The sequence below is a fragment of the Kineosporia corallincola genome, from assembly GCF_018499875.1.
In the GTDB taxonomy this organism is placed as follows: domain Bacteria; phylum Actinomycetota; class Actinomycetes; order Actinomycetales; family Kineosporiaceae; genus Kineosporia; species Kineosporia corallincola.
In genome coordinates this window covers 325778-345366 of the sequence record NZ_JAHBAY010000009.1, presented here as the reverse complement: position 1 = coordinate 345366, position 19589 = coordinate 325778, and the positions used below count along the sequence as shown (strand labels likewise).

The 19589-nt window shown below is 74.2% G+C and carries 13 protein-coding genes; 6 read left to right on the top strand and 7 right to left on the bottom strand.

Annotated elements, in window-relative coordinates; translation table 11 throughout:
* Positions 1-33: 33 nt before the first annotated feature.
* Positions 34-936: a LysR family transcriptional regulator gene (locus KIH74_RS22455; protein ID WP_214158081.1), complete on the bottom strand. Its 903-nt coding sequence runs from the start codon at positions 934-936 to the stop codon at positions 34-36.
* A 93-nt stretch (positions 937-1029) separates the two neighbouring features.
* Here KIH74_RS22455 and KIH74_RS22450 point away from each other — a divergent pair, with 93 nt between their 5' ends.
* Both KIH74_RS22450 and KIH74_RS22445 read left to right on the top strand, forming a co-directional pair.
* Positions 1030-2328, top strand: coding sequence for a CoA transferase (locus KIH74_RS22450; RefSeq protein WP_214158080.1), 1299 nt, complete (start codon positions 1030-1032; stop codon positions 2326-2328).
* A 235-nt stretch (positions 2329-2563) separates the two neighbouring features.
* Positions 2564-3331: a phytanoyl-CoA dioxygenase family protein gene (locus tag KIH74_RS22445; protein ID WP_214158079.1), complete on the top strand. Its 768-nt coding sequence runs from the start codon at positions 2564-2566 to the stop codon at positions 3329-3331.
* On the opposite strand, the gene KIH74_RS22440 is transcribed toward KIH74_RS22445, so the two are convergent.
* Genes KIH74_RS22440 through KIH74_RS22430 form a run of 3 tightly spaced genes read right to left on the bottom strand, consistent with a single transcriptional unit; the run spans position 3312 to position 5741 of the window.
* Positions 3312-4709, bottom strand: coding sequence for an L-serine ammonia-lyase (locus tag KIH74_RS22440; RefSeq protein ID WP_214158078.1), 1398 nt, complete (start codon positions 4707-4709; stop codon positions 3312-3314). The two genes, KIH74_RS22445 and KIH74_RS22440, sit on opposite strands and share 20 nt — an antisense overlap.
* 30 nt (positions 4710-4739) lie before the next feature.
* Positions 4740-5336 (bottom strand): DJ-1/PfpI family protein, encoded by a 597-nt coding sequence (locus KIH74_RS22435; RefSeq protein WP_214158077.1) that lies wholly within the window; start codon positions 5334-5336, stop codon positions 4740-4742.
* A gap of 51 nt (positions 5337-5387) precedes the next feature.
* Positions 5388-5741: an ArsR/SmtB family transcription factor gene (locus KIH74_RS22430; protein ID WP_214158076.1), complete on the bottom strand. Its 354-nt coding sequence runs from the start codon at positions 5739-5741 to the stop codon at positions 5388-5390.
* A 141-nt stretch (positions 5742-5882) separates the two neighbouring features.
* Here KIH74_RS22430 and KIH74_RS22425 point away from each other — a divergent pair, with 141 nt between their 5' ends.
* A complete protein-coding gene (locus KIH74_RS22425; protein WP_281418066.1) occupies positions 5883-7841 on the top strand; it encodes a heavy metal translocating P-type ATPase in 1959 nt (652 codons plus the stop codon).
* 52 nt (positions 7842-7893) lie between these two features.
* Here KIH74_RS22425 and KIH74_RS22420 read toward each other — a convergent pair whose 3' ends face one another.
* The gene (locus KIH74_RS22420) at positions 7894-8631 is read right to left on the bottom strand and encodes an SAM-dependent methyltransferase (protein WP_214158075.1); all 738 of its coding nucleotides are present in this window, start codon (positions 8629-8631) and stop codon (positions 7894-7896) included.
* A gap of 83 nt (positions 8632-8714) precedes the next feature.
* Here KIH74_RS22420 and KIH74_RS22415 point away from each other — a divergent pair, with 83 nt between their 5' ends.
* The gene (locus KIH74_RS22415; RefSeq protein ID WP_214158074.1) at positions 8715-9257 is read left to right on the top strand and encodes a HEAT repeat domain-containing protein; all 543 of its coding nucleotides are present in this window, start codon (positions 8715-8717) and stop codon (positions 9255-9257) included.
* Positions 9258-9338: 81 nt separating this feature from the next.
* Positions 9339-10862: an SDR family NAD(P)-dependent oxidoreductase gene (locus KIH74_RS22410; protein WP_214158073.1), complete on the top strand. Its 1524-nt coding sequence runs from the start codon at positions 9339-9341 to the stop codon at positions 10860-10862.
* Position 10863: 1 nt separating this feature from the next.
* Here KIH74_RS22410 and KIH74_RS37930 read toward each other — a convergent pair whose 3' ends face one another.
* Positions 10864-17367 carry a diguanylate cyclase gene (locus KIH74_RS37930; protein WP_214158072.1) on the bottom strand — a complete coding sequence of 2168 codons (6504 nt, stop codon included), beginning with the start codon at positions 17365-17367 and terminating at the stop codon, positions 10864-10866.
* 219 nt (positions 17368-17586) lie between these two features.
* Between KIH74_RS37930 and mgrA the strand changes: the two genes are divergently transcribed.
* Positions 17587-18597 carry an L-glyceraldehyde 3-phosphate reductase gene (mgrA, locus tag KIH74_RS22400; protein ID WP_214158071.1) on the top strand — a complete coding sequence of 337 codons (1011 nt, stop codon included), beginning with the start codon at positions 17587-17589 and terminating at the stop codon, positions 18595-18597.
* Between the two features lie 3 nt (positions 18598-18600).
* Here mgrA and KIH74_RS22395 read toward each other — a convergent pair whose 3' ends face one another.
* Entirely contained in the window at positions 18601-19575 is a 975-nt protein-coding gene (locus KIH74_RS22395; protein WP_214158070.1) for an aldo/keto reductase, read from the bottom strand.
* Between the last annotated feature and the right edge of the window lie 14 nt (positions 19576-19589).

The window sequence follows — 19589 nt, the reverse complement described above, 5'->3', positions numbered from 1 at the left end:
AGAAATCATGGACGGCGCGGGGCCCGCACGGGCTCAGCGCCGTCCTTTCGTCTGCCCCTCCAGATCACCCAGGGCCTCCAGAACCACCGGCAGGGCCGGGTTCTGGCTGTCGTTCGCCCACAGCAGGTGCAGCTCGACCGGTTCCGGCGTGGGCGTGGCGAACGGCAGGAACGCCACCCCGTCCACGTGCACGAGCTGGGTGCTGCGCGGCACCAGCGCCACCCCGCGCCCGCCCTGCACCAGCCAGACCATGGTGAGGATCTGGCTGACCGAGTGCACCACGTGGTCGTGCCGCACCGGCACCAGGCCGACCACCAGGTCGTAGAAGTACCGGGCCTTGGCGTCGGAGTGCATGATCAGCGGCTCGGTCGCCAGGTCGTCCGGCCGCACCGGGCGCTCCAGCGCGGTCAGCCGATGATCCCGCGGCACCGCCACCACCAGGGCCTCGCGCATCAGCAGCCGGTGCCCGAACACGGCCGCGTCGAAAGGCGGCCTGGCCAGCCCCAGGTCGATCTCGTGCGACTGCACGGCCTCCACCTGGTCGCGGGTGACCATCTCGAACAGCTCCAGCTCCAGGTCGGGCAGCCGCTCCGACAGATGGTTCAGCAACCGCGGCAGCACCCCGTAGCCCGCACCCGCCGTGAACCCCACCCGCAGCGTGCCCGCCGACCCCGCCGAGATCCGCCGGGCCAGCTCCGGCGCGCTCTCGGCCAGCGCCAGCAGCCGCCGCGCCTCACCGTAGAAGGCGGTACCGGCCGGGGTCAGCCGCACCCCGCGACTGTCCCGGTCGAACAACCGCACCCCCACCTCGCGCTCCAGCTTCTGCACCAGACGCGACAACGGCGGCTGGGTCATCGACAGCCGGGCGGCCGCCCGGCCGAAGTGCAGTTCCTCGGCCACCGCGACGAACCCGCGCAACTGCTCGAACGAGAACACCCGCCCAGCCTAGGTGCGTGCGCCGGGATCGGCCGCCGCCAGGAGATCCCCGCGGGTGGCACCGGGTTCCGCAACACGCTCTAGGGTGAGGGCGTGCCGATCCTGCCGCCCGCACGCCCCGGTGACCCACCCCCGGCCGGCCCGCGGCGCTGGTGGGGCGGGCCCCTCGACGTCGAGGCCCTGGCCCTGGTCTCGGTGGGCCTGGTCACGGCCGCCGTCGACGCCCTGCTCGGGCGGCCCGGGGCCCTGCGCACCTCCTCGCCGCGCATCGCCGCGGCCTTCGACTCCCTCCGCCACCTCTCGATCGACGGCCGGCGCCCCCTCGGATTCGCCCCGCTGTCCGGGTTTTTCGCCACCTCCGACGGCTGGGTGCGCACCCACGCCAACTACCCGCACCACGAGGCCCGGCTGCGCTCGGCGCTGGAGGTGCCGGCCACCGCCGGCGTGGACCAGCTGACGGATGCCCTGCGGCACCTCACCGCCGCCGAGGCCGAGCAGGTGATCGGGCAGGCCGGCGGGATCGCCGCCGCCGTGCGCACCCGCCGGGAATGGCTGGACTCCCCGATGGCCGCCGGCCCACCACCGCGCGAGTGGATCACCTTCGACACCGCCCCCTCCCCCGCCGTGCCCTGGCGGCCCGGCGCGAAACTCCCCCTGACCGGGCTGCGGGTGCTCGACCTGACCCGGGTGATCGCCGGGCCGGTGGCCACCCGCACCCTGGCCGCGCTCGGCGCCGACGTGCTGCGCCTCGACCCGCCGGCGATGCCCGAGCTGCTCGACGCGCACCTCGACAGCGGCTTCGGAAAACGTTCGGCCCTGACGGATCTCGGCTCCGGGCAGCTGCCCGGCCTGCTGGATCGCGCCGACGTGGTGATCAACGGCTACCGCAACGGCGCACTGGACCGGCACGGCCTGTCCCCGGCCGCCCTGCGCGAGCGCCACCCCGCGCTGATCGTGGTGAACCTGGACGCCTGGGGCACCCGCGGCCCCTGGGCGTCGCGGCGCGGCTTCGACAGCATCGTGCAGGCCGCCTGCGGCATCGCCGACGTGTACCGGCTGCCCGGCGGCCGGCCCGGCGCCCTGCCGGTGCAGGCCCTCGACCACGCCACCGGCTACGGCATCGCCGCCGCCACCGTGGGCCTGGTCGCCGCCCGGCTGCGCGACGGCGTCACCGGCACCGCGCAGCTGTCGCTGGTGCGGGCCGCCGACCTGCTCTTCCGCGGCCACGCCCCGGACCTGCCGGTGCAGCCGCCCGGTGACCCGCAACTGCTCACCACCGACAGCTATTACGGTGAACTGCGTTATGTGCCCAGTCCTTTCGATCTCGACGACATCCCGCTGGCCTACCCGCACCCGCCGCACCGCTACGGGTCCGACACCCCGAGCTGGTGACCGAGCGGCCCCTCCAGCTCGCGTCGGGCCGAGCCAGGGCCGGGGTGGAGCCGTGGCGGGGCCGAGCCAGGGCCGAGCCAGGGCCGAGCCAGGGCCGGGGTGGCGCCGTGGTGGCGCCGTGGTGGCGCCGTGGTGGCACCGTGGTGGCACCGTGGTGGCACCGTGGTGGCACCGTGGCGGCGCCGCGTGGAAATTCGGTGGACCCGGCCCGCGAGCGTGCGGCACCCTGCTCGCCGTGGACGACGCACTGATCGAGCGGTTCAGCCGGGACGGCTACCTGAAACTCGAGAGTGCCGTGCCCGCACAGGTTGCCGCGGAGTGCGCCGGCCTGCTGTGGCAGCGCATCGGCCTGTCGCCGGACGACCCCTCCGGCTGGACCGAGCCCGTTCACTGGGTCGACGGGATGGGTGGGCCGGCGTTCGAGGCGGCTGCCAACGCCCCCGCCCTCGTCGACGCCTTCGACGCCCTGGCCGGTCCCGGCCGCTGGGTGCGGCGCACCGCGATCGGCTCGTTCCCGCTGCGGTTCCCGCACCCGGTCGAGCCGGACGACGCGGGCTGGCACATCGAGGCCAGCTACCCCTCCCCCGACGGCTCGCGATACCTCACCAACTACCGCTCCCGCTCGCGGGCCCTGCTGCTGCTCTTCCTGTTCAGCGAGGTCGGCACCGGTGACGCCCCCACCCGCATCCGGGTCGGCTCGCACCTCGACGTGCCGCCGGTGCTGCTGCCCTACGGCGAGGCCGGGGAGTCGATCTTCACCTTCGCCGACGAGGTGAACCGGGCCAGCGCCCACCGCCCGGTCACACTGGCCACCGGCTCACCCGGCGACGTGTTCGTCTGCCACCCGTTCCTGGTGCACGCCGCACAGCCGCACCACGGCAGGACCCCGCGGTTCATGGCACAGCCCGGCCTGGACCGCGCGATGGAACCCTCGCCCGACGACGAGAACCCCTACCCGGTGGACCGTCTCATCCGGCAGGGCCTCAGCACAGCGGGACGTTGACGGCCAGGCCGCCCATCGCCGTCTCTTTGTACTTGTCGCTCATGTCCGCGCCGGTCTGCCGCATCGTCTCGATCACCTGATCCAGGCTGACGTGGTGCACCCCGTCGCCCCGCATCGCCATCCGGGAGGCGTTGATCGCCTTGACCGCCGCGATCGCGTTCCGCTCGATGCACGGGATCTGCACCAGACCACCGATCGGGTCGCAGGTCAGGCCCAGGTTGTGCTCCATCGCGATCTCCGCGGCGTTCTCCACCTGGAGCGGTGTGCCGCCCAGCAGCTCGGCCAGACCCGCCGCCGCCATCGCCGACGCCGAGCCCACCTCGCCCTGGCAGCCGACCTCGGCCCCGGAGATCGACGCACGCTCCTTGAACAACACCCCGATCGCCGCCGCCGTCAGCAGGAACTGCGCCGCCGCCCGGTCCCGCTCCCGCGCTCCGGCCCCGGCGATGCGCGGAATGTAGGTCATCGCGTAGTACAGCACCGCCGGGATGATGCCCGCCGCCCCGTTCGTCGGAGCCGTCACCACCCGGCCACCGGCCGCGTTCTCCTCGTTCACCGCCAGCGCCACCAGGTTGACCCACTCGATCGCCATCCCCGGCGCCCGGTCAGGGTCCTCGTGACTGAGCTCGTCGAACCACTTCTTCGCCCGGCGCCGCACCTTCAGCCCACCCGGCAGCACACCGTCGTGACGCACGCTGCGCTCCACGCAGTCGGTCATCACCTCGTGGATCCGCCGCAGCCCCAGCCACACCTGCTCCTCGTCCCGGAACTCCAGCTCCTGGCGCAGCATCACCTCGCTGATCGGCAGGTCGTCGCGCTCGCAGAGCTCCAGCAGGTCCTGGCCGGAGCCGAACCCCGCCCCCTCGCCGCCGCGCCGGCGGGGGCCGTCGGCGGCGGCCGGCTCACCGGCGTCCTGGCGCACGATGAACCCGCCGCCCACCGAGAAGTAGGTCTGGGCGTGCAGTTCCAGACCGAGGTGGTCGCAGGCGGTCAGGCGCAGGGCGTTCGGGTGGCGGGGCAGCACGGTGAGCGGGCGCAGCACGACGTCGTCGTCCAGGCGGAAGCCGATCTCGTGCCGTCCCGCCAGGTGCAGCACGTGCCGCTCGCGCACCCGCGCGGCGATCGCCGCGTACTCGTCCGGGTCCACGGCCTCGGGCCGCACGTTCTCCAGCCCGACCGCCGCCGCGATCAGCGTGCCGTGCCCCTCACCGGTGGCGGCCAGCGAGCCGAACAGGTCGATCCGCACCCCGTGCACCTGCTCGGTCAGGCCGAGCTTGTCCAGGGTCTCGGCGAACTCCGCGGACGCGCGCATCGGGCCGACCGTGTGCGAGCTGGACGGCCCCAGCCCGATGCTGAAGATGTCGAAAACGCTGATCATGCAATCGCCCTCCCGGGTAGTGACGTGACCTCAGACGGGCGGTTCCGGATCGTACTGGATGCTGTGGCGCACCCCCACGGCCCGGTCCGGGAAGCTCAGCCGCGACACCAGGTGCAGCGCCATGTCGATGCCCGCCGACACCCCGGCACCGGTGATCACCGTGACGTCGTCGACGAACCGGGACTTCTCGTCCACCAGGATCGTCGGATCGGTCTCGGCCAGCAGGTCGAGACTGTTGCGGTGGGTGGTGGCCGGCCGGCCGCGCAGCAGCCCGGCCGCCGCGTAGACCAGGGAACCGGTGCACACACTCGTCATCAGGTCGGCGCGGGCGGCCCACCCGCGCACCCGCTCCAGGTGTGCCCGGTCGCGCATCAGCCGGCGGGTGCCGTGCCCGCCCGGGTGCAGCACCACGTCGAGCGGCCCGGCGTCGGCGAACGTCTGATCGGGCACGATCCGCATCCGCTTGGCGCAGGTCACGGGATCGGCGGTGGGCGCCAGCGTGATCACCCGGTAGCCGTCCTCCGGATGGTTCCGGGTCCACTGGGCCAGCACCTCCCACGGGCCCACCGCGTCCAGTTCCTCAACGCCGTCGAACAGCACGATGCCGATGACCTTCGAATCCGTCATGCGGCATTCTCGCGCGGGTGCACCGGTGCGTGCCAGACGAGGCACGCTGCGTCATTCCTGACGGTCGGTGACCCCGAGACGGCGGTGCTCGCTGTGGTAGACGGCCTCGTCGAGCAGCTGGGCGACGTGGTTGTCGTAGAGGTTGTACACGATGCTGCGGCCGGACCGGTTGCCCACCACCAGGTCGAGGTTGCGCAGCAGACGCAGCTGGTGCGACACCGCGGACTGCTCCATGCCCACCGCCTCGGCCAGCTCGCTGACGGCCCGCGGCCCCTGACGCAGCTCGGTCAGGATCAGCAGGCGGCTGGGGGTGGCCAGGGCCTGGAGCGTGGTGGCGACGTAGGCGGCCGTCTCGGCGTCCAGCCGGGTGTTCGGCCGGTCGCGGCCGGCTGCCAGATGTCCCACAACCGGAGCTTACCCCGGGGAAAGTTGGGCCCGGCCACCTGACCAGGGCCGAAGGACCTGAGACCGGGAACCGGAACACATGAAGACCTCTTCACATGTTCTGATAAGTTCGCGTCCTCGCCCGCACCGGAGGTCCCGCCCATGACCACGCCCATGACCAGCCCCGCACCCGCGTCCCCGATCGCGCCCCGCACCGATCCGGCGCCCGCACCGGCGGCGACGCGACGGCGCAGCACCACCAGCTGGCAGTCCCTGCCCGAGATACGCTGGGCCGCGGCGGCTCTGGGGTTCTTCCTGCTCGGCCTCACGGCCCAGCTCGCCGGGGCACCGGGCTGGCTGTTCTGGCCGCTCCACCTGGCCTGCTACGCCACCGGCGGCTGGGAGCCCGGCCTGGCCGGGCTGCGGGCGCTGCGCGACCGGACCCTCGACGTGGACCTGCTCATGGTGGTCGCGGCGATCGGGGCCGCCGCCATCGGCCAGGTGCTCGACGGCGCCCTGCTCATCGTCATCTTCGCCACCTCCGGCGCGCTGGAGGCGTTCGCGACCGCCCGCACCGAGGACTCGGTGCGCGGTCTGCTGGAACTGGCCCCGGAGACCGCGGTGCGGGTGAGCGCGGGGAACGACGGGGACGACGAGGAGACCGTTCCGGCCACGGCGCTGGCCGTCGGCGACCAGATCGTGGTGCGCCCCGGGGAACGCATCGGCGCCGACGGGGTGGTGCTGGCCGGCGCGAGCGACGTGGACCAGGCCACGATCACCGGCGAGCCGCTGCCGGCCGCCCGCACCGCCGGCGACGAGGTGTTCGCCGGCACCCTCAACGGCACGGGCGTGCTACGGGTGCGGGTCACCCGGCGGGCCGGCGACTCGGTGGTCGCCCGGATCGCCGCCCTGGTGCAGGAGGCGAGCCGCACCAAGGCCGGCACCCAGCTGTTCGTGGAGAAGGTGGAACAGCGCTACTCGATCGGCATGGTGGCCGCGACCCTGCTGCTGTTCGCCGTCCCCCTGGTGTTCGGCGAGGACCTGAAAAGTGCTCTGCTGCGGGCCATGACGTTCATGATCGTGGCCTCCCCGTGCGCGATCGTGCTGTCCAGCATGCCGCCCCTGCTCGCCTCGATCGCCAACGCCGGGCGGCACGGGGTGCTGATCAAGTCGGCCGTGGTGATGGAACGCCTGGGCACCACCACCCAGGTCGCGTTCGACAAGACCGGCACGCTCACCCACGGCACTCCGGTGCTGAGCGGGATCCACCCGACCGGCACCATGAAGGACGACGAGGACCTCCTGCGCCTGGCCGCCGCCGTGGAACAGGGCAGCGAGCACCCGCTGGGCCGCGCCGTGGTCCGGGCCGCCCGCGAGCGCGGCCTGACTCTCCCTCCCGCGCAGGGATTCTCGGCCCGGCCGGGGATCGGCGTGTCGGCCACGGTAAACGGCGCGCAGGTCTCGATCACCTCGCCGCGCGGGCACGACCTCCCGCTGATCACCGCACTGGAGAACGCCGGGCACACCGTGGTGCTGCTGCGGCGGGAGCAGGAGCTCCTCGCCGTCCTCCCTTTCACCGACCGCCTGCGCCCCGGGGCGACCGCGGCCGTGGGATCGCTCGCGGCCCTCACCGACGAACCCGTGACGCTGCTGACCGGCGACCGCACCGCGACCGCGCGGCACGTGGCCGACGCCGTCGGGATCGCCCCGGACCGCCTGCGCGCCGGGCTGCTGCCGGGCGAGAAGCTCGCGGCCGTGCGGGAACTGGGCGAGCGGGTGACGTTCGTCGGCGACGGCATCAACGACGCCCCGGCCCTGGCCGCCGCCCACACCGGGGTCGCCATGGGTGCCGGGTCCGACCTGACCCTGCGCACCGCGGACGCCGTGGTGGTACGTGACGACCTGACCGCGATCCCGGCCGTGATCGCGCTGTCCAGGCGGGCCCGGCGGGTGGTGGTGGCCAACCTCGCCGTCGCGGCGGCGTTCATCACCGTGCTGGTGCTGTGGGACCTGCTCGGCGACCTGCCCCTGCCGCTGGGCGTGGCCGGGCACGAGGGCTCGACCGTGCTGGTCGGCCTGAACGGCCTGCGGCTGCTGCGGGAGAAGCACTGGCGTGCCTAAGATTTCGCCGGACGCATCGAGGTGGGTCAGCAGCGAGCACTCAGGCCTGTTATCACCCCGTGGTGCGGCGCAGTACCAGCGTGGCGAAGCCGAAGCAGTCGCGGTAACCGCGCAGCCAGCCGTCCAGGTGCCCGGCCGACACCGCCAGGGCCTGGGCGCCGTCGTCCGTGCCCGCGTGCTCCAGCCCCCACCCCGCCAGCGAACCGGTCCAGGCCCACTCGTAGGCGTCCAGCTCGGCGCGGGTGCTGAGGTGGCCGTGCACCGGCGTCCAGCCGGCCGCGGTCACCGAGGCCACCGTGCCGGCCAGGCCGTCGAGCTCGCCCAGCGCCTCGACCGCCTCCACCGGGGGCGGGGCGCTCCAGTAGCCGTCACCGATCACCACCGTCCCGCCCGGCGCCAGGTGCCGGCCGGCGGCGGCCAGTGCCGGCGCCAGGCCGCCGAAGGCGTGGGTGGAGCCCACGCAGAGCACCAGGCCGAAGGGCTGCGGGGAGCCGAAGCCCGCGGCGTCCCCGGTGTGCAGCCGCACCTGCCCGGCGACGCCGCGCCGGGCGGCCTCGGCCCGCCCGTGCGCGACGGCCTCCTGCGACAGGTCGACACCGACCGCCTCCAGCGACGGCGCGAGCCCGGCCGCGCGGATCAGCCACTCCCCACCCCCGCAGCCCAGGTCGAGGGCACGGCCCGGGCCGCGGGCCAGGGCGTGGCGCAGCACGTCGTCCACCGACCCGTCGGACAGCGGCGCGGCGATCGGGTGACGGGCGTGGGCGAGGCGGGAGATCCGGTCACGATTCACCCGCCGCATGCTCGCGGCTGCCCGGCACGGATGCCACCGGATTACGGCTAGGGTCTGAGGCCGTCGCCGAGGAGGATGTTGCCGTGAACCCGCGCGAGGCCGTCTTCCGGGCCCTCGAACTGGGCACGTCGACGAGCCCGGACGCACCCGCCGAACTGCGCGGGCTGATCGCCGTGACCGGACCCGGCCGGCAGGAACTGCGCCGCGCCGCGATCGCCGCGCTGTCGTGCACCGCGGGGGCACAGGCCACCGACGACTTCGCGGCACTGCTCGGGGACCGCACCCGGGCGGTGCGGGAGGAGGCGTCCTGGGCCCTGTACGACGTCGGCGACGACCGGGCCTGGGAGACGGTGCTGGAGTTCCTGGCCGGCGAGGTGCGCGAGCGCGGCCCCCGGCGCGGGCCGCTGCCGCCGGCCATGCCGATCTCCTACCTCGCCGTGCACGCCCCGGCCGGCTCGGACCGGGCCCGGCGGCTGACCGGGTTCCTGCGCGGGCAGTGGCTGCGACTGTCCGCGGCCGAGCGGCAGTGGCTGGCCGGGCACGCCCCGCAGGTGGCTCCCGGCGGGCCCGCCGAGCACCTGGTGAGGCTGCCCGGGCGCGAGGATCTGACCCGTGCGGTGGGTTGACCGCACGGTCACGTGTGAAGTCCGGCGCCCGGTTGCGTACATTCTTGAGCGACCCCCCGATCAGCACGTCCGAAGGCAGAGATGACCGCGCAGCTCGACGACCACGCCCCGACCCCGGGCGCCGACCACGGCGCCGACACCGGGGTAGACCCGGCCGACCTCGCCGTGTGCCTGCGGGTGCTGGCCGAGGTGGAGAAGCTGCCGGACGACCACCCGGACTTCCTCACCGTGCGCCTGGCCACCGCGAAGATCTTCAAGGCGGCCAAGCTGCACCGGCGCAAGACCCGCCGCGAGCAGATCGCGGCCAACGACGCCGCGGTCACGGCCGCCACCGCCACCGGGGCCCCGGGCCGCATCGACGACGAGACCCAGGGCCTGGCGCTGACCTCCGCCACCGCCGAGAACGGCAGCGGCAGCGCCGGCACCTACCTCAAGCCGCGCGGCTGCTACACCTGCAAGCGCCGCTACACCGAGGTGGACGCGTTCTACCACCAGCTGTGCCCGGAGTGCGCGACCAAGAACCGGCAGCGCCGGGACGCCCGCACCGACCTGACCGGCCGCCGCGCCCTGCTGACGGGCGGGCGCGCGAAAATCGGCATGCACATCGCCCTGCGGCTGCTGCGCGACGGGGCGCACCTGACCATCACCACGCGTTTCCCGGCCGACGCCGTCCGCCGGTTCACCTCGATGCCGGACAGCGCCGGGTGGATCCACCGGCTGCGGGTGATCGGCATCGACCTGCGTGACCCGGCCCAGGTCACCGCGCTCGCCGACGACGTGGCCGCGCAGGGCCCGCTCGACATCCTGATCAACAACGCCGCGCAGACCGTGCGCCGCTCGGCCGGCGCCTACGCCCCGCTGGCCGCCGCCGAGTCGGCACCGCTGCCCGAGGGCCCGCTGCCGGAGATGCTGACGATCGGCCGCACCCCGGACGCGCACCCGGCCTCGATCGACGCGATCGCCGGCGCGGTGCACGAGGAGGGCGGCGTGGCGAACGGCCACTGGGCCCCCTCCCCGCACGCCCTGACGGCCCTGGCGCTCACCGCCGGGTCGGCGTCCCCCGCCCGGATCGCCGCGAACACCGCGATCGACGCCGGTGGGCTGGTGCCCGACCTGCACCACACCAACAGCTGGGTGCAGCCGGTGCAGGAGGTCGACCCGGTGGAGCTGCTGGAGGTGCAGCTGTGCAACAGCGTGGCGCCGTTCATCCTGATCAGCCGGCTGCGCCCGGCGATGGCCGCGGCCGCCGCGAAGCGTACCTACGTGGTGAACGTGTCGGCGATGGAGGGCAAGTTCAGCCGCGGTTACAAGGGGCCAGGCCACCCGCACACGAACATGGCCAAGGCCGCGCTGAACATGCTGACCCGCACCAGCGCCCGCGAGATGTGGGAGAGCGACGGCATTCTGATGACGGCCGTGGACACCGGCTGGATCACCGACGAGCGCCCGCACCCGACGAAGATCCGGCTGGCCGACGAGGGCTTCCACGCCCCGCTCGACCTGGTCGACGGCGCGGCCCGGGTGTACGACCCGATCGTGCGCGGTGAGGCCGGCGAAGACCTGCACGGCATCTTCCTGAAGGACTACGAGCCCACCGACTGGTAGCTCACTCCACCACGCCGACCTGGTTGCGCCCGCCCTCCTTGGCCTTGTACAGGCCCTGGTCGGCGCGGGCCAGCAGGCCGGCCACGTCCTCGTCGTCGGGGTGCAGCCAGGTGGCGCCGATGCTGATCGTGACCGCCAGCGGCCCGGTGCGGGTGGGCACCGGGGTGTCGCACACGCACGCGCGCAGCCGCTCGGCCAGCTCCAGGTCCGGGTCGTCGCCCTGCTGGAGCACGGCGAACTCCTCACCGCCGTAGCGGCCGATCACGTCGGTCGTGCGCACCTCCTCGGACAGCCGGCGGGCGACCTCCTGGATCACGTCGTCGCCGGTCGGGTGGCCGTAGGTGTCGTTGACCCGCTTGAAGTGGTCGATGTCCATCATCATCGCGATCAGTGGGCGCTCCTGGCGCTGGGCCGCCTCCAGGTCGCGGGTGGCGATCTCGAAGAACCGCCGCCGGTTGGCCAGCTGGGTCAGCTCGTCCACCACCGCCAGTTCCTGCACCCGCTCGAACAACGCGGCCCGGTCGTACGCCGTCATCCCCTGGGCCACCAGCGCCGCGCCCAGCTCGACCGAGTCGGCCAGCCGGGACTGCTGGTCGGAGCAGGCCAGCACGAGCACGCCCAGGTCGACGTCGGTGGCCCGCAACGGCAGGGCCAGCCAGGAGCTGACGTCGGGCAGCCGCTCCCGCAGCACGGCGGGCGCGTCGCCGGCGTCGCCGGAGATCGGGCCGCCCGCGCCGGACAGCGACTCCGAGCCCCCGTCGTCCGTGAATGCCGTGATGGCAGGCTGTTTCGGGCCGGGCGTGAGCAGCACACCGGTGCGGTTGCCCACCCCCGAGCGCCCGGGGCGCAGCACGAACGCGGTGCCGGCGTCGAGCACCCCGCCGTCGCGGCCCGCCGCCAGCAGCAACTGATTGAGGACGCCGAGGGGCTCGACCGGCTCGGCCATCCGCTCCTGCGCGCGCTGGAGCGCCCGGGCCAGCTCGGCCGAGCGCTCGGCCGTCTGCGCCTTGATCGCCAGCTCCGCCGCCCGCGCCGTCTCCAGCGCGGACGCCACGAAACTGGTCAGCGCGCCCAGAATCACCGTGTCCCCGGTGGTGAAGATGCCCTTGGCCACCTGACTGTCCAGGTAGACCACGCCGAGCAGCCGGTCGTTCAGCTTCATCGGCGCGACCAGGATCGAGCGCAGCCCGTGCAGCACCACGCTCTCGGCGCCCAGCGCGGCGCCCTCCTCGGTTCCGGCCACCACCTGCGGCTCGCCGCTGCGGCGCACCATCTCGACCAGGCTCGTGCTGTACCCGGTCAGCCGGGCCAGGTCCTGCCCGGCCGAGTCCCGGCCCAGGTGCTGACTCAGCGTGCCGGTCTCCGGGTCGACCAGGAACAGGAAGGCCCGGTCGGCGGCCAGGATCCGGATCGTCTCGTCCAGGGCGATCCGGGCCAGCACCCGCGGGTCGAGCACCCGGGACGCGGCGGCGCTGACCTCCTGGAGGGCCTGGAGACGTTCCTTCTCGTGGCCTCCGGAGAAGCCGCCGGAGTAGGTGCTGTGCCGGGTGCCGGTGAGGGTGGCCGCGCGGTCCTCGACCGGCAGGGAGAACTCCGTCACCACCGACGCCGCCCGGTGCGGCCAGCCCTCGGTGCCCGCGATCGTCCAGGCGGTGCGGGCCCGGCGCCGGCCCTCGGCCGGGTTCAGCGTGCGCAGCGCCCGGGCCGCGATCCGCGCGGTCTCGAACGCCACCGCCGGCAGGTCGTCACCGGCGGCCAGGTCCAGGGCCGCCAGCACGTCCAGCGCCCGGCGCGGCTGCTCCTGGAGCACCAGCAGGTCGGCCCGGGCGATCGCGTGGAACGCCTTCATCTCGTCGGTGTTCGCGGCCTTGCCGAGCAGCTCGACCGCCTGGTGCGCCTGGGTCAGCCGCCGGGACTGCTCGCGCAGCGCCTCCGGCGTACCCGGCCGGCCGAGGGCCCGCGCCTGGGCCAGCCGGGCGGCGGCGGCCAGGTGGAACACCGGCCGGTGGGCGCGCCAGACCAGGTGGGGCGGCACCCCGAGGGCATCGAACTCGTCGAGCAGCCGGTCCAGGGGCTCACCGGTCTCGCCGTCCTCCAGCAGCACGAACAGGCCCGCCATCACCCGGATGAACCGCAGCTGCCGGGCGCCGCCCTGGTCGGCGAGCTGGTTCAGCCGGGTCAGCTCGGTCTCCGCCTCCACCGGCCGGCCGAGCAGGGCGGCCGTCATCGGGGCGGCGGTGACGAACGTGGTGGTCTCCTCGGCCCGCCCGTCCAGCCGGGTCCGGCCGTACGCCAGCCAGTGCTGCGCCTCCTCGGTGCGCCCGGCGAAGCAGGCGGTCAGGTTGAACGTGGTGACCGAGTCGATCAGCGGGGTGAAGTCCAGCCAGGCGCTGAAGTCGTCGAACTGCCGCCGCCACGCCTCGCCCTCGGGCCGGTTGCCGGCCCAGGCCCCGCCCAGCCGGAACGAGCGCAGCATGGCGCGGGTCTGCGGGGACTGCGCCGACGGGTCGGCGTCGCAGCGCCGGAAACAGCGCTCGGCCGCCCGGTTCAGGCCGATCGCGGCGCACAGCACACCGAAGTTGGCCTGGGCCGCCACGAACCGGCGACCGTGCCCGAGCACCGCCGCCCAGTACAGGCCGCGCAAATTGTGGGCGAAGAACTCGGGCACCCGCATGCCCAGCCCGGCGCCGAAGATCGCGGCCTCGTGCAGCCCGGCCATCGCCAGCGCGCGGCGCCGCCGCTCACCGGTCGCCCCGCCCCGCACCCGCTGCACCCGGCGCAGCGGGATCGACGCCAGCGCCATCAGCGCCGAGCTGAGCACCAGCCAGAACGTGCTGCGCGGCAGCGGTTTGCCGACGGCCGCCACGAATCCCTGGGCGATCGCCTCGCCGAGTTCCTCGCTGCGGTACCCGGCCCGGTACACCTCGGCCAGCTGGGTGTGGATCGCGGCCTGCGCCAGCGGGTCCTGCTCGGCCGCCAGCGCCTGCTCCAGCCGCCGCCGCGCCTCGCTGAACCGGCCCGCCTGCTTCAGCGCCCGGCCCAGCAGCACCAGCACCGGGCCGCTGCGCGGCGAGCGCCGCGGCACCAGCCGGGCGGCCTGCTCCAGGAACGTCACGGCCTCCTCGGCCGCCGACTCGTCCAGGGCCAGCCGGCCGGCGTCCAGGCAGGCGGCCAGAACCCGTTCGGGCGGTGCGGACGAGCCGGCCCGGATGTAGTGCCGGGCGATCGCGAAGGTGTGCGCGACCACCTGCGCCGGGCCGGAGGGGGGCCGGGCGGCGAGCACGTCGGCGATCCGGCGGTGCAGGTCCTCAAGCCGCCCGGGGGGCAGCTCGGCCAGCATCGCCTCGGCGATCCGCCCGTGCAGGAACCGGAACGTACCCTCCTGACCGGGCTCGACCAGCCGCTGCCGGGCGGCCTCGGCGAACACGCCCAGCACGTTCGCGGTGCTGCGCCGTTCCACCGCCGCGACCACGTCGATCCGCACCTCCGGGCCCATCGCCGCGCCGGTGACCAGCAGGTCCCGGGCGTGCGGGGCGAGGTTCTGCACGCGGTTGAGCACCAGGCCCATCGCGTCCTGCGGCAGGGCCAGGGCGTCGAGCCGGTCCAGGTCCAGCTGCCAGGTGCCCCACGACGGCCAGAGCAGGCCGGCGTCGAGCACCGCCCACAGATACTCCTGGGCCACGAACGGGTTGCCGTTGCTGCGGGTGGTCAGCGCCTCCAGGGCGTCCGCGGGCAGCTGCTGGCCGGGGACCAGCGACCGGATCTGCTCACCGCTGGCCGCCTCGTCGAGCGGGGTCAGGCGCAGGTCCACGTCGAGTACCCGGGACGCGACGGCGATGTACGAGGTCAGCTCGGAGTCGGTGAGCACCCGTTCCAGCTCGCCGTCCCGGCCGGCGCCCAGGTACATCAGCGGCACCCCGCGGATCTCGGCGGCCAGCTGACCGATCACCTGCCGCACCGAGGCGTCGGCGGCGGTGACGTCGTCGAGAATCAGCAGCAGCCCCCCGGACGCGCGGGCCAGGTCGAGCAGGGCGGTCGCGATCGCGGTGCCGATCTGCTCGTCGGTCAGCTGGCCGACCGGGCCGTCGGCGAGGCCGAGCGTGCCGGCGTAGTCCAGATCCGCTGCGGTGTCGAGGTTCTCGGCGATGCCCCGGTTCTCGGCGTAGTCCAGGTCGCCCGGGTTTCCCCGGTTGCCCCTCTCTCCCAAGGGCTTGTGGACGCCCGGCGCACCGGTTCCGTCCCGGGTCACCCGGGGTGCCCGGTCGGCCTGGGTCGCCTGGGCGGCCGTCACCGTCTGGCCCGGTCCCGCCTGGCCCGGTCCCGCCTGGCCCGGTCCCGCCTGGTCTGGTCGTGCCTGGCCCGGTCCCGTCTGGCCCGGTCCCGTCTGGCCCGGTCCCGTCTGGCCCGGTGCCGCATGGCCCTGCCCCTGCTGATCCCGTCCCCCCTGGCCCTGCCCCGCCTGACCCTGCGCTGTCTGACCCTGCGCCATCTGACCCTGCGCCGTCCGGCCCTGCGCCGTCCGGCCCTGCGCCGCCGGATTCTGAGCTGTCTGACCCTGCGCCGCCTGACCCTGCGCCGCCTGACCCTGCGCCATCTGGCTCTGCGCCATCTGGCTCTGCGCCGCCTGACCCTGCGCCGCCTGGTTCTGAGCTGCCGGGTTCTGCTCCATCAGGTTCGGGATCGCCCGGTGATCCGCCGCCCGGTCGATCGCCTCCGGACCCTGCTCCGCCCGGTTCCCCACCGCCGCGTCGTGCGCCTGCGGGGCGCGCACGTCCTGAGGGCCCGCCGCGCGATCCTGCGCCGTCCGGTCGCCGACCTCCTGGCCGCCCGCCGTCCGGTCCCGTACCGCACGGCTGTGTGACGACAGCCCCGGGCCGCTCAGGCCCTGCGCCGCCGGGCCACGGCCGCTCAGACCCTGCCCACTCAGCCCCTGGCCGCCCGACGCCCGCTCGCTCAGACCCCGCTCACTCAGCCCCTGGCCGCCCGACGCCCGCTCGCTCAGACCCCGCCCACTCAGACCCTGCCCACTCAGGCCCTGCCCACCCGGCCCCTGGCCGAACGCCGTCCCGCGGGACGCATCGCCCTCACGATGGATCACCGCGTCCAGGCCGGGGGCGATCCGGTTCAGGGCGGCCGGGGACCAGCCCTCGAACACCGCGCGCAGCCGCTGCGCCCGTTCCCAGCGCTCGTTCCACGGCAGCCTGGCGATCCGGTGCAGGTACGCCACGAACACCTCACGGAACACCGCGAACGGCATCGGCGCCCCGGGCAGCACCCGGGCCCGCAGCACGGTGCCGCCGGACTCCTCCACCCGGTCGGCGAAATCGTTCACCAGCCGGGTCTTACCCAGTCCGTTGTCGCTGCGCACGAACGCGAAACCGCCCGACCCGCGCAGAGTCTCGGTCCACTGCCGGTGGAGCGTCGCCATCTCGTCACGGCGCCCGAACATCGGCGGCGCCTCCTGCCGGGGCGGCGGCGTCTGCTTGCCCACCACCGCGCGCAGGTCCGCGGCCAGGGCGTGACCGTCCTGGTAGCGGTCGTCCGGGTCCTTGGCCAGCAGCGTGGCCACCACGTGCGCCAGTTCCGGCGGGGTGTCCGGCACCAGCCCGAGCAGGTCCGGCGGGGCCAGCGAGGCGTGCGCGCGCAACAGCTCACCGACGTCCGTGGTCGGGAACGGCAGCACCCCGGCCAGCGCCTCGAACAGGATCACGCCGAGCGAGTACAGGTCGGATCGGTCGTCCACGGGACGTTTCAGCATGCCCGACTGCTCGGGAGCCGAGTAGGCGAGAGTGCCTACGGCGGGCGCGCTCTCACCCTCGTCGTCCTCACCCTCGCGGGCGGTGAGGCCGAAGTCGATGAGCCGGGCCTGACCGTCGGGCAGCACCATGATGTTCTGCGGCTTCAGGTCGCGGTGCACCAGGCCGCGCGCGTGCACCGCGGCCAGCGGCTCGATCACGTCCAGCGCCAGGGCCACCACCCGCTCCGGGGGCAGCGCGCCGCGCCCCAGCACCTCGGCCAGCGAGGTGCCGCGCACCAGGTCCATCACCAGATAGGGACGCCGCTCGGCCACCCCCACCTCGTGCACCCGCGGCAGGCCGGGATGATCCACGGCGGTGAGCAGCGCCGCCTCCCGGCGCAGTGCCGTCAGGCCCTCGGCCCGGTCCAGAAGCTTGAGCGCGTACTCGCCCTCGTCGTCCACACCCGCCCGGCGCACCCGGTACACGGTGCTGCCCGCTCCCCCACCCAGCTGACCGAGCACCTCGAAACCGGGCAGCTCGACGGGCACCCCGACGGACGCGGTGCCGTGCCCGCCACCGGCGTGGGTGACGGTGCCGGCCACCGCGCCGCCACCCGGGCCACCCGTACCGACAGCACCGACGGCGCTGCTCGCACCGCCGGCACCGTTCGGGCCGGGGGAACCCCCGGGGCCCGCCGGCCCACCCGGCCCGGTGCCCGGCCCGACTCCCGGGGCCGCGACCGGGATCCCCCTCTGCTCCGGACTCACGCTTGCTGGTCGGCCCGATCCGCCGGGGACTTGACCGGGCGTAGCCCGCCCGGGTGAGGCGCCCGCCGCACCTCGGCGCTCCCGTCCAGCACGTCCGGCCCGCACGCCCGGCCGCCGCGCCGACCCTCACGTCGGCCCCGGCACAGTGCTTTCACAGCCCACCCGTCAGAATGTGATTCGGCCGATGTCGGCCACTCACTCGACGATGGAGCGCCACTGATGACGTACCGCCCCGATCCCACCCGTTACGACGGCAGCATGCGCTACCGGCGGACGGGTCGTTCCGGGCTCGACCTGCCGCTGCTGTCGCTGGGCTTCTGGCACAACTTCGGTGACGACAAGCCGCTCACCGTGCAGCGCGACATCGCGCTGCGGGCGTTCGACCTCGGCATCACGCACTTCGACCTGGCCAACAACTACGGCCCGCCCTACGGCAGCGCCGAGATCAACGCCGGACGGCTGTTCTCGTCCGACCTCAAGCCGTACCGTGACGAGCTGGTGATCTCGACCAAGGCCGGTTACGACATGTGGCCGGGCCCCTACGGCCAGGGCGGCGGCGGGCGCAAGTACATGCTCGCCTCGCTGGACCAGTCGCTGAAGCGCCTCGGCCTGGACTACGTCGACATCTTCTACTCGCACCGCTTCGACCCGACCACGCCGCTGGAGGAGACCGCCTCGGCGCTCGACGCCGCGGTGCGCCAGGGCAAGGCGCAGTACGTCGGCATCTCCAGCTACAGCGCCGCCGACTCCCGCACGATCTGCGCGCTGCTGCGGGAACTGGGCACGCCGGTGCTGATCCACCAGCCGTCGTACTCGATGCTGAACCGCTGGATCGAGGACGACGGGCTGCTCGACGCCGCCGCCGACGAGGGCTTCGGCGTGATCGCGTTCATGGCGCTCCAGCAGGGCCTGCTGACCAACCGCTACCTGAACGGCATCCCGGAGGGCTCGCGGGCCACCCAGGGCAAGACCCTGGACGCCGGGCTGATCGACGACGAGCTGATCTCCTCGCTGCGTGAGCTGGCCGCGATCGCCGAGAAGCGCGGCCAGTCGCTGGCCCAGCTCGCCCTGGCCTGGGCACTGCGTGACGAGCGGGTCACCTCGCTGGTGATCGGGGCGTCGTCGGTGCAGCAGCTGGACCAGAACGTGGACGCGCTGAAGAACCTCGACCTGAGCTCCGGCGAGCTGGACCAGATCGAGGAGATCCTCGGGCGCACCAAGAAGTTCTAGGTTCTAGGACCAGGCCCGGGCGGACCGCTGCGACCAGTACTCCGCCGGGTCCTGGGCCAGGCCGGTCAGGTGCTCCACCGTGCCCGGCCCGAGGGCCAGCCCCGCCGCGCCCAGGTTGGCCCCGAGCTGGGCGGTGGTGACCGCGCCGGACAGCACCCGCCAGGCCCAGGGCTGGGCCAGCGCCGCCGCGATCGCCACCTGGTCCAGGCCGGCCCCGAGCCCGGCGGCCACCTCCCGGGCGGCCACGGCCACCGGGTGCGGGTCGGCCTCGGCCGGGCTGAGCCGGCCGTTCGCCACGGCCTCCTTCACGATCACCGTGACCCCCGCCCGCGCCGCCTCGGCCAGCGCCGGGCCGGCCGACGGCTCCAGCAGGTTCCAGGTGGTCTCCACGGAGGTGAACAGCGGCAGCCCACCGGCCTCCAGCTCCAGCGCCCGGCGGATCACCTCGCCCTGGCCCGGCCCGGAGGTGGAGAAACCGACCCGGCAGCCCGACTCCCGCAGCACGGCGAGCGCCCGGTGCAGTGCCCGGTCGGTCAGGGCCGGCGAGTCCGGGGTCAGCGAGTGGATGTGGTAGATCGCCAGACGGTCGCCGAGAAGCTCCCGGCTGAGCCGGTACTGGGCCGAGAAGGCCGCCAGGGAGTGGTCCTTCACCTCGTGCGTGGTGGCGTCCGTGCGCCACTCGCCCACGTAGCGGTACCCCCACTTGGAGCCGACCACGACGTCGGTCAGGCCCGGCCGGGCAGCCAGCCAGGACGCCGCGAAATCCTCGGCCAGGCCGTAGGAACGGGCCACGTCGACGTACCGCACCCCGGCCGCGTGGGCGGTGTCGAGCAGCTCGTGGGCCAGCGCCCGCAGCCGCTCCACGTCACGGCCCGGGCCGAGGTCGCCGGCCCGGCCGGAGGTGATGTACGCGGGGCGGCCGACCGCGGCCAGGCCGAACCCGATCCGGCTGGTGGGACCGCCGGTGGAAGTCGTCATACCGCCGATCTTCC

Coding starts and splice junctions, on each gene's coding strand:
- mgrA (WP_214158071.1), top strand. CDS start 17,587: ATGACGTACCGCCCCGATCCCACCCGTTACGACGGCAGCATGCGCTAC.
- KIH74_RS22410 (WP_214158073.1), top strand. CDS start 9,339: ATGACCGCGCAGCTCGACGACCACGCCCCGACCCCGGGCGCCGACCAC.
- KIH74_RS22435 (WP_214158077.1), bottom strand. CDS start 5,336: ATGACGGATTCGAAGGTCATCGGCATCGTGCTGTTCGACGGCGTTGAG.
- KIH74_RS22395 (WP_214158070.1), bottom strand. CDS start 19,575: ATGACGACTTCCACCGGCGGTCCCACCAGCCGGATCGGGTTCGGCCTG.
- KIH74_RS22440 (WP_214158078.1), bottom strand. CDS start 4,709: ATGATCAGCGTTTTCGACATCTTCAGCATCGGGCTGGGGCCGTCCAGC.
- KIH74_RS22425 (WP_281418066.1), top strand. CDS start 5,883: ATGACCACGCCCATGACCAGCCCCGCACCCGCGTCCCCGATCGCGCCC.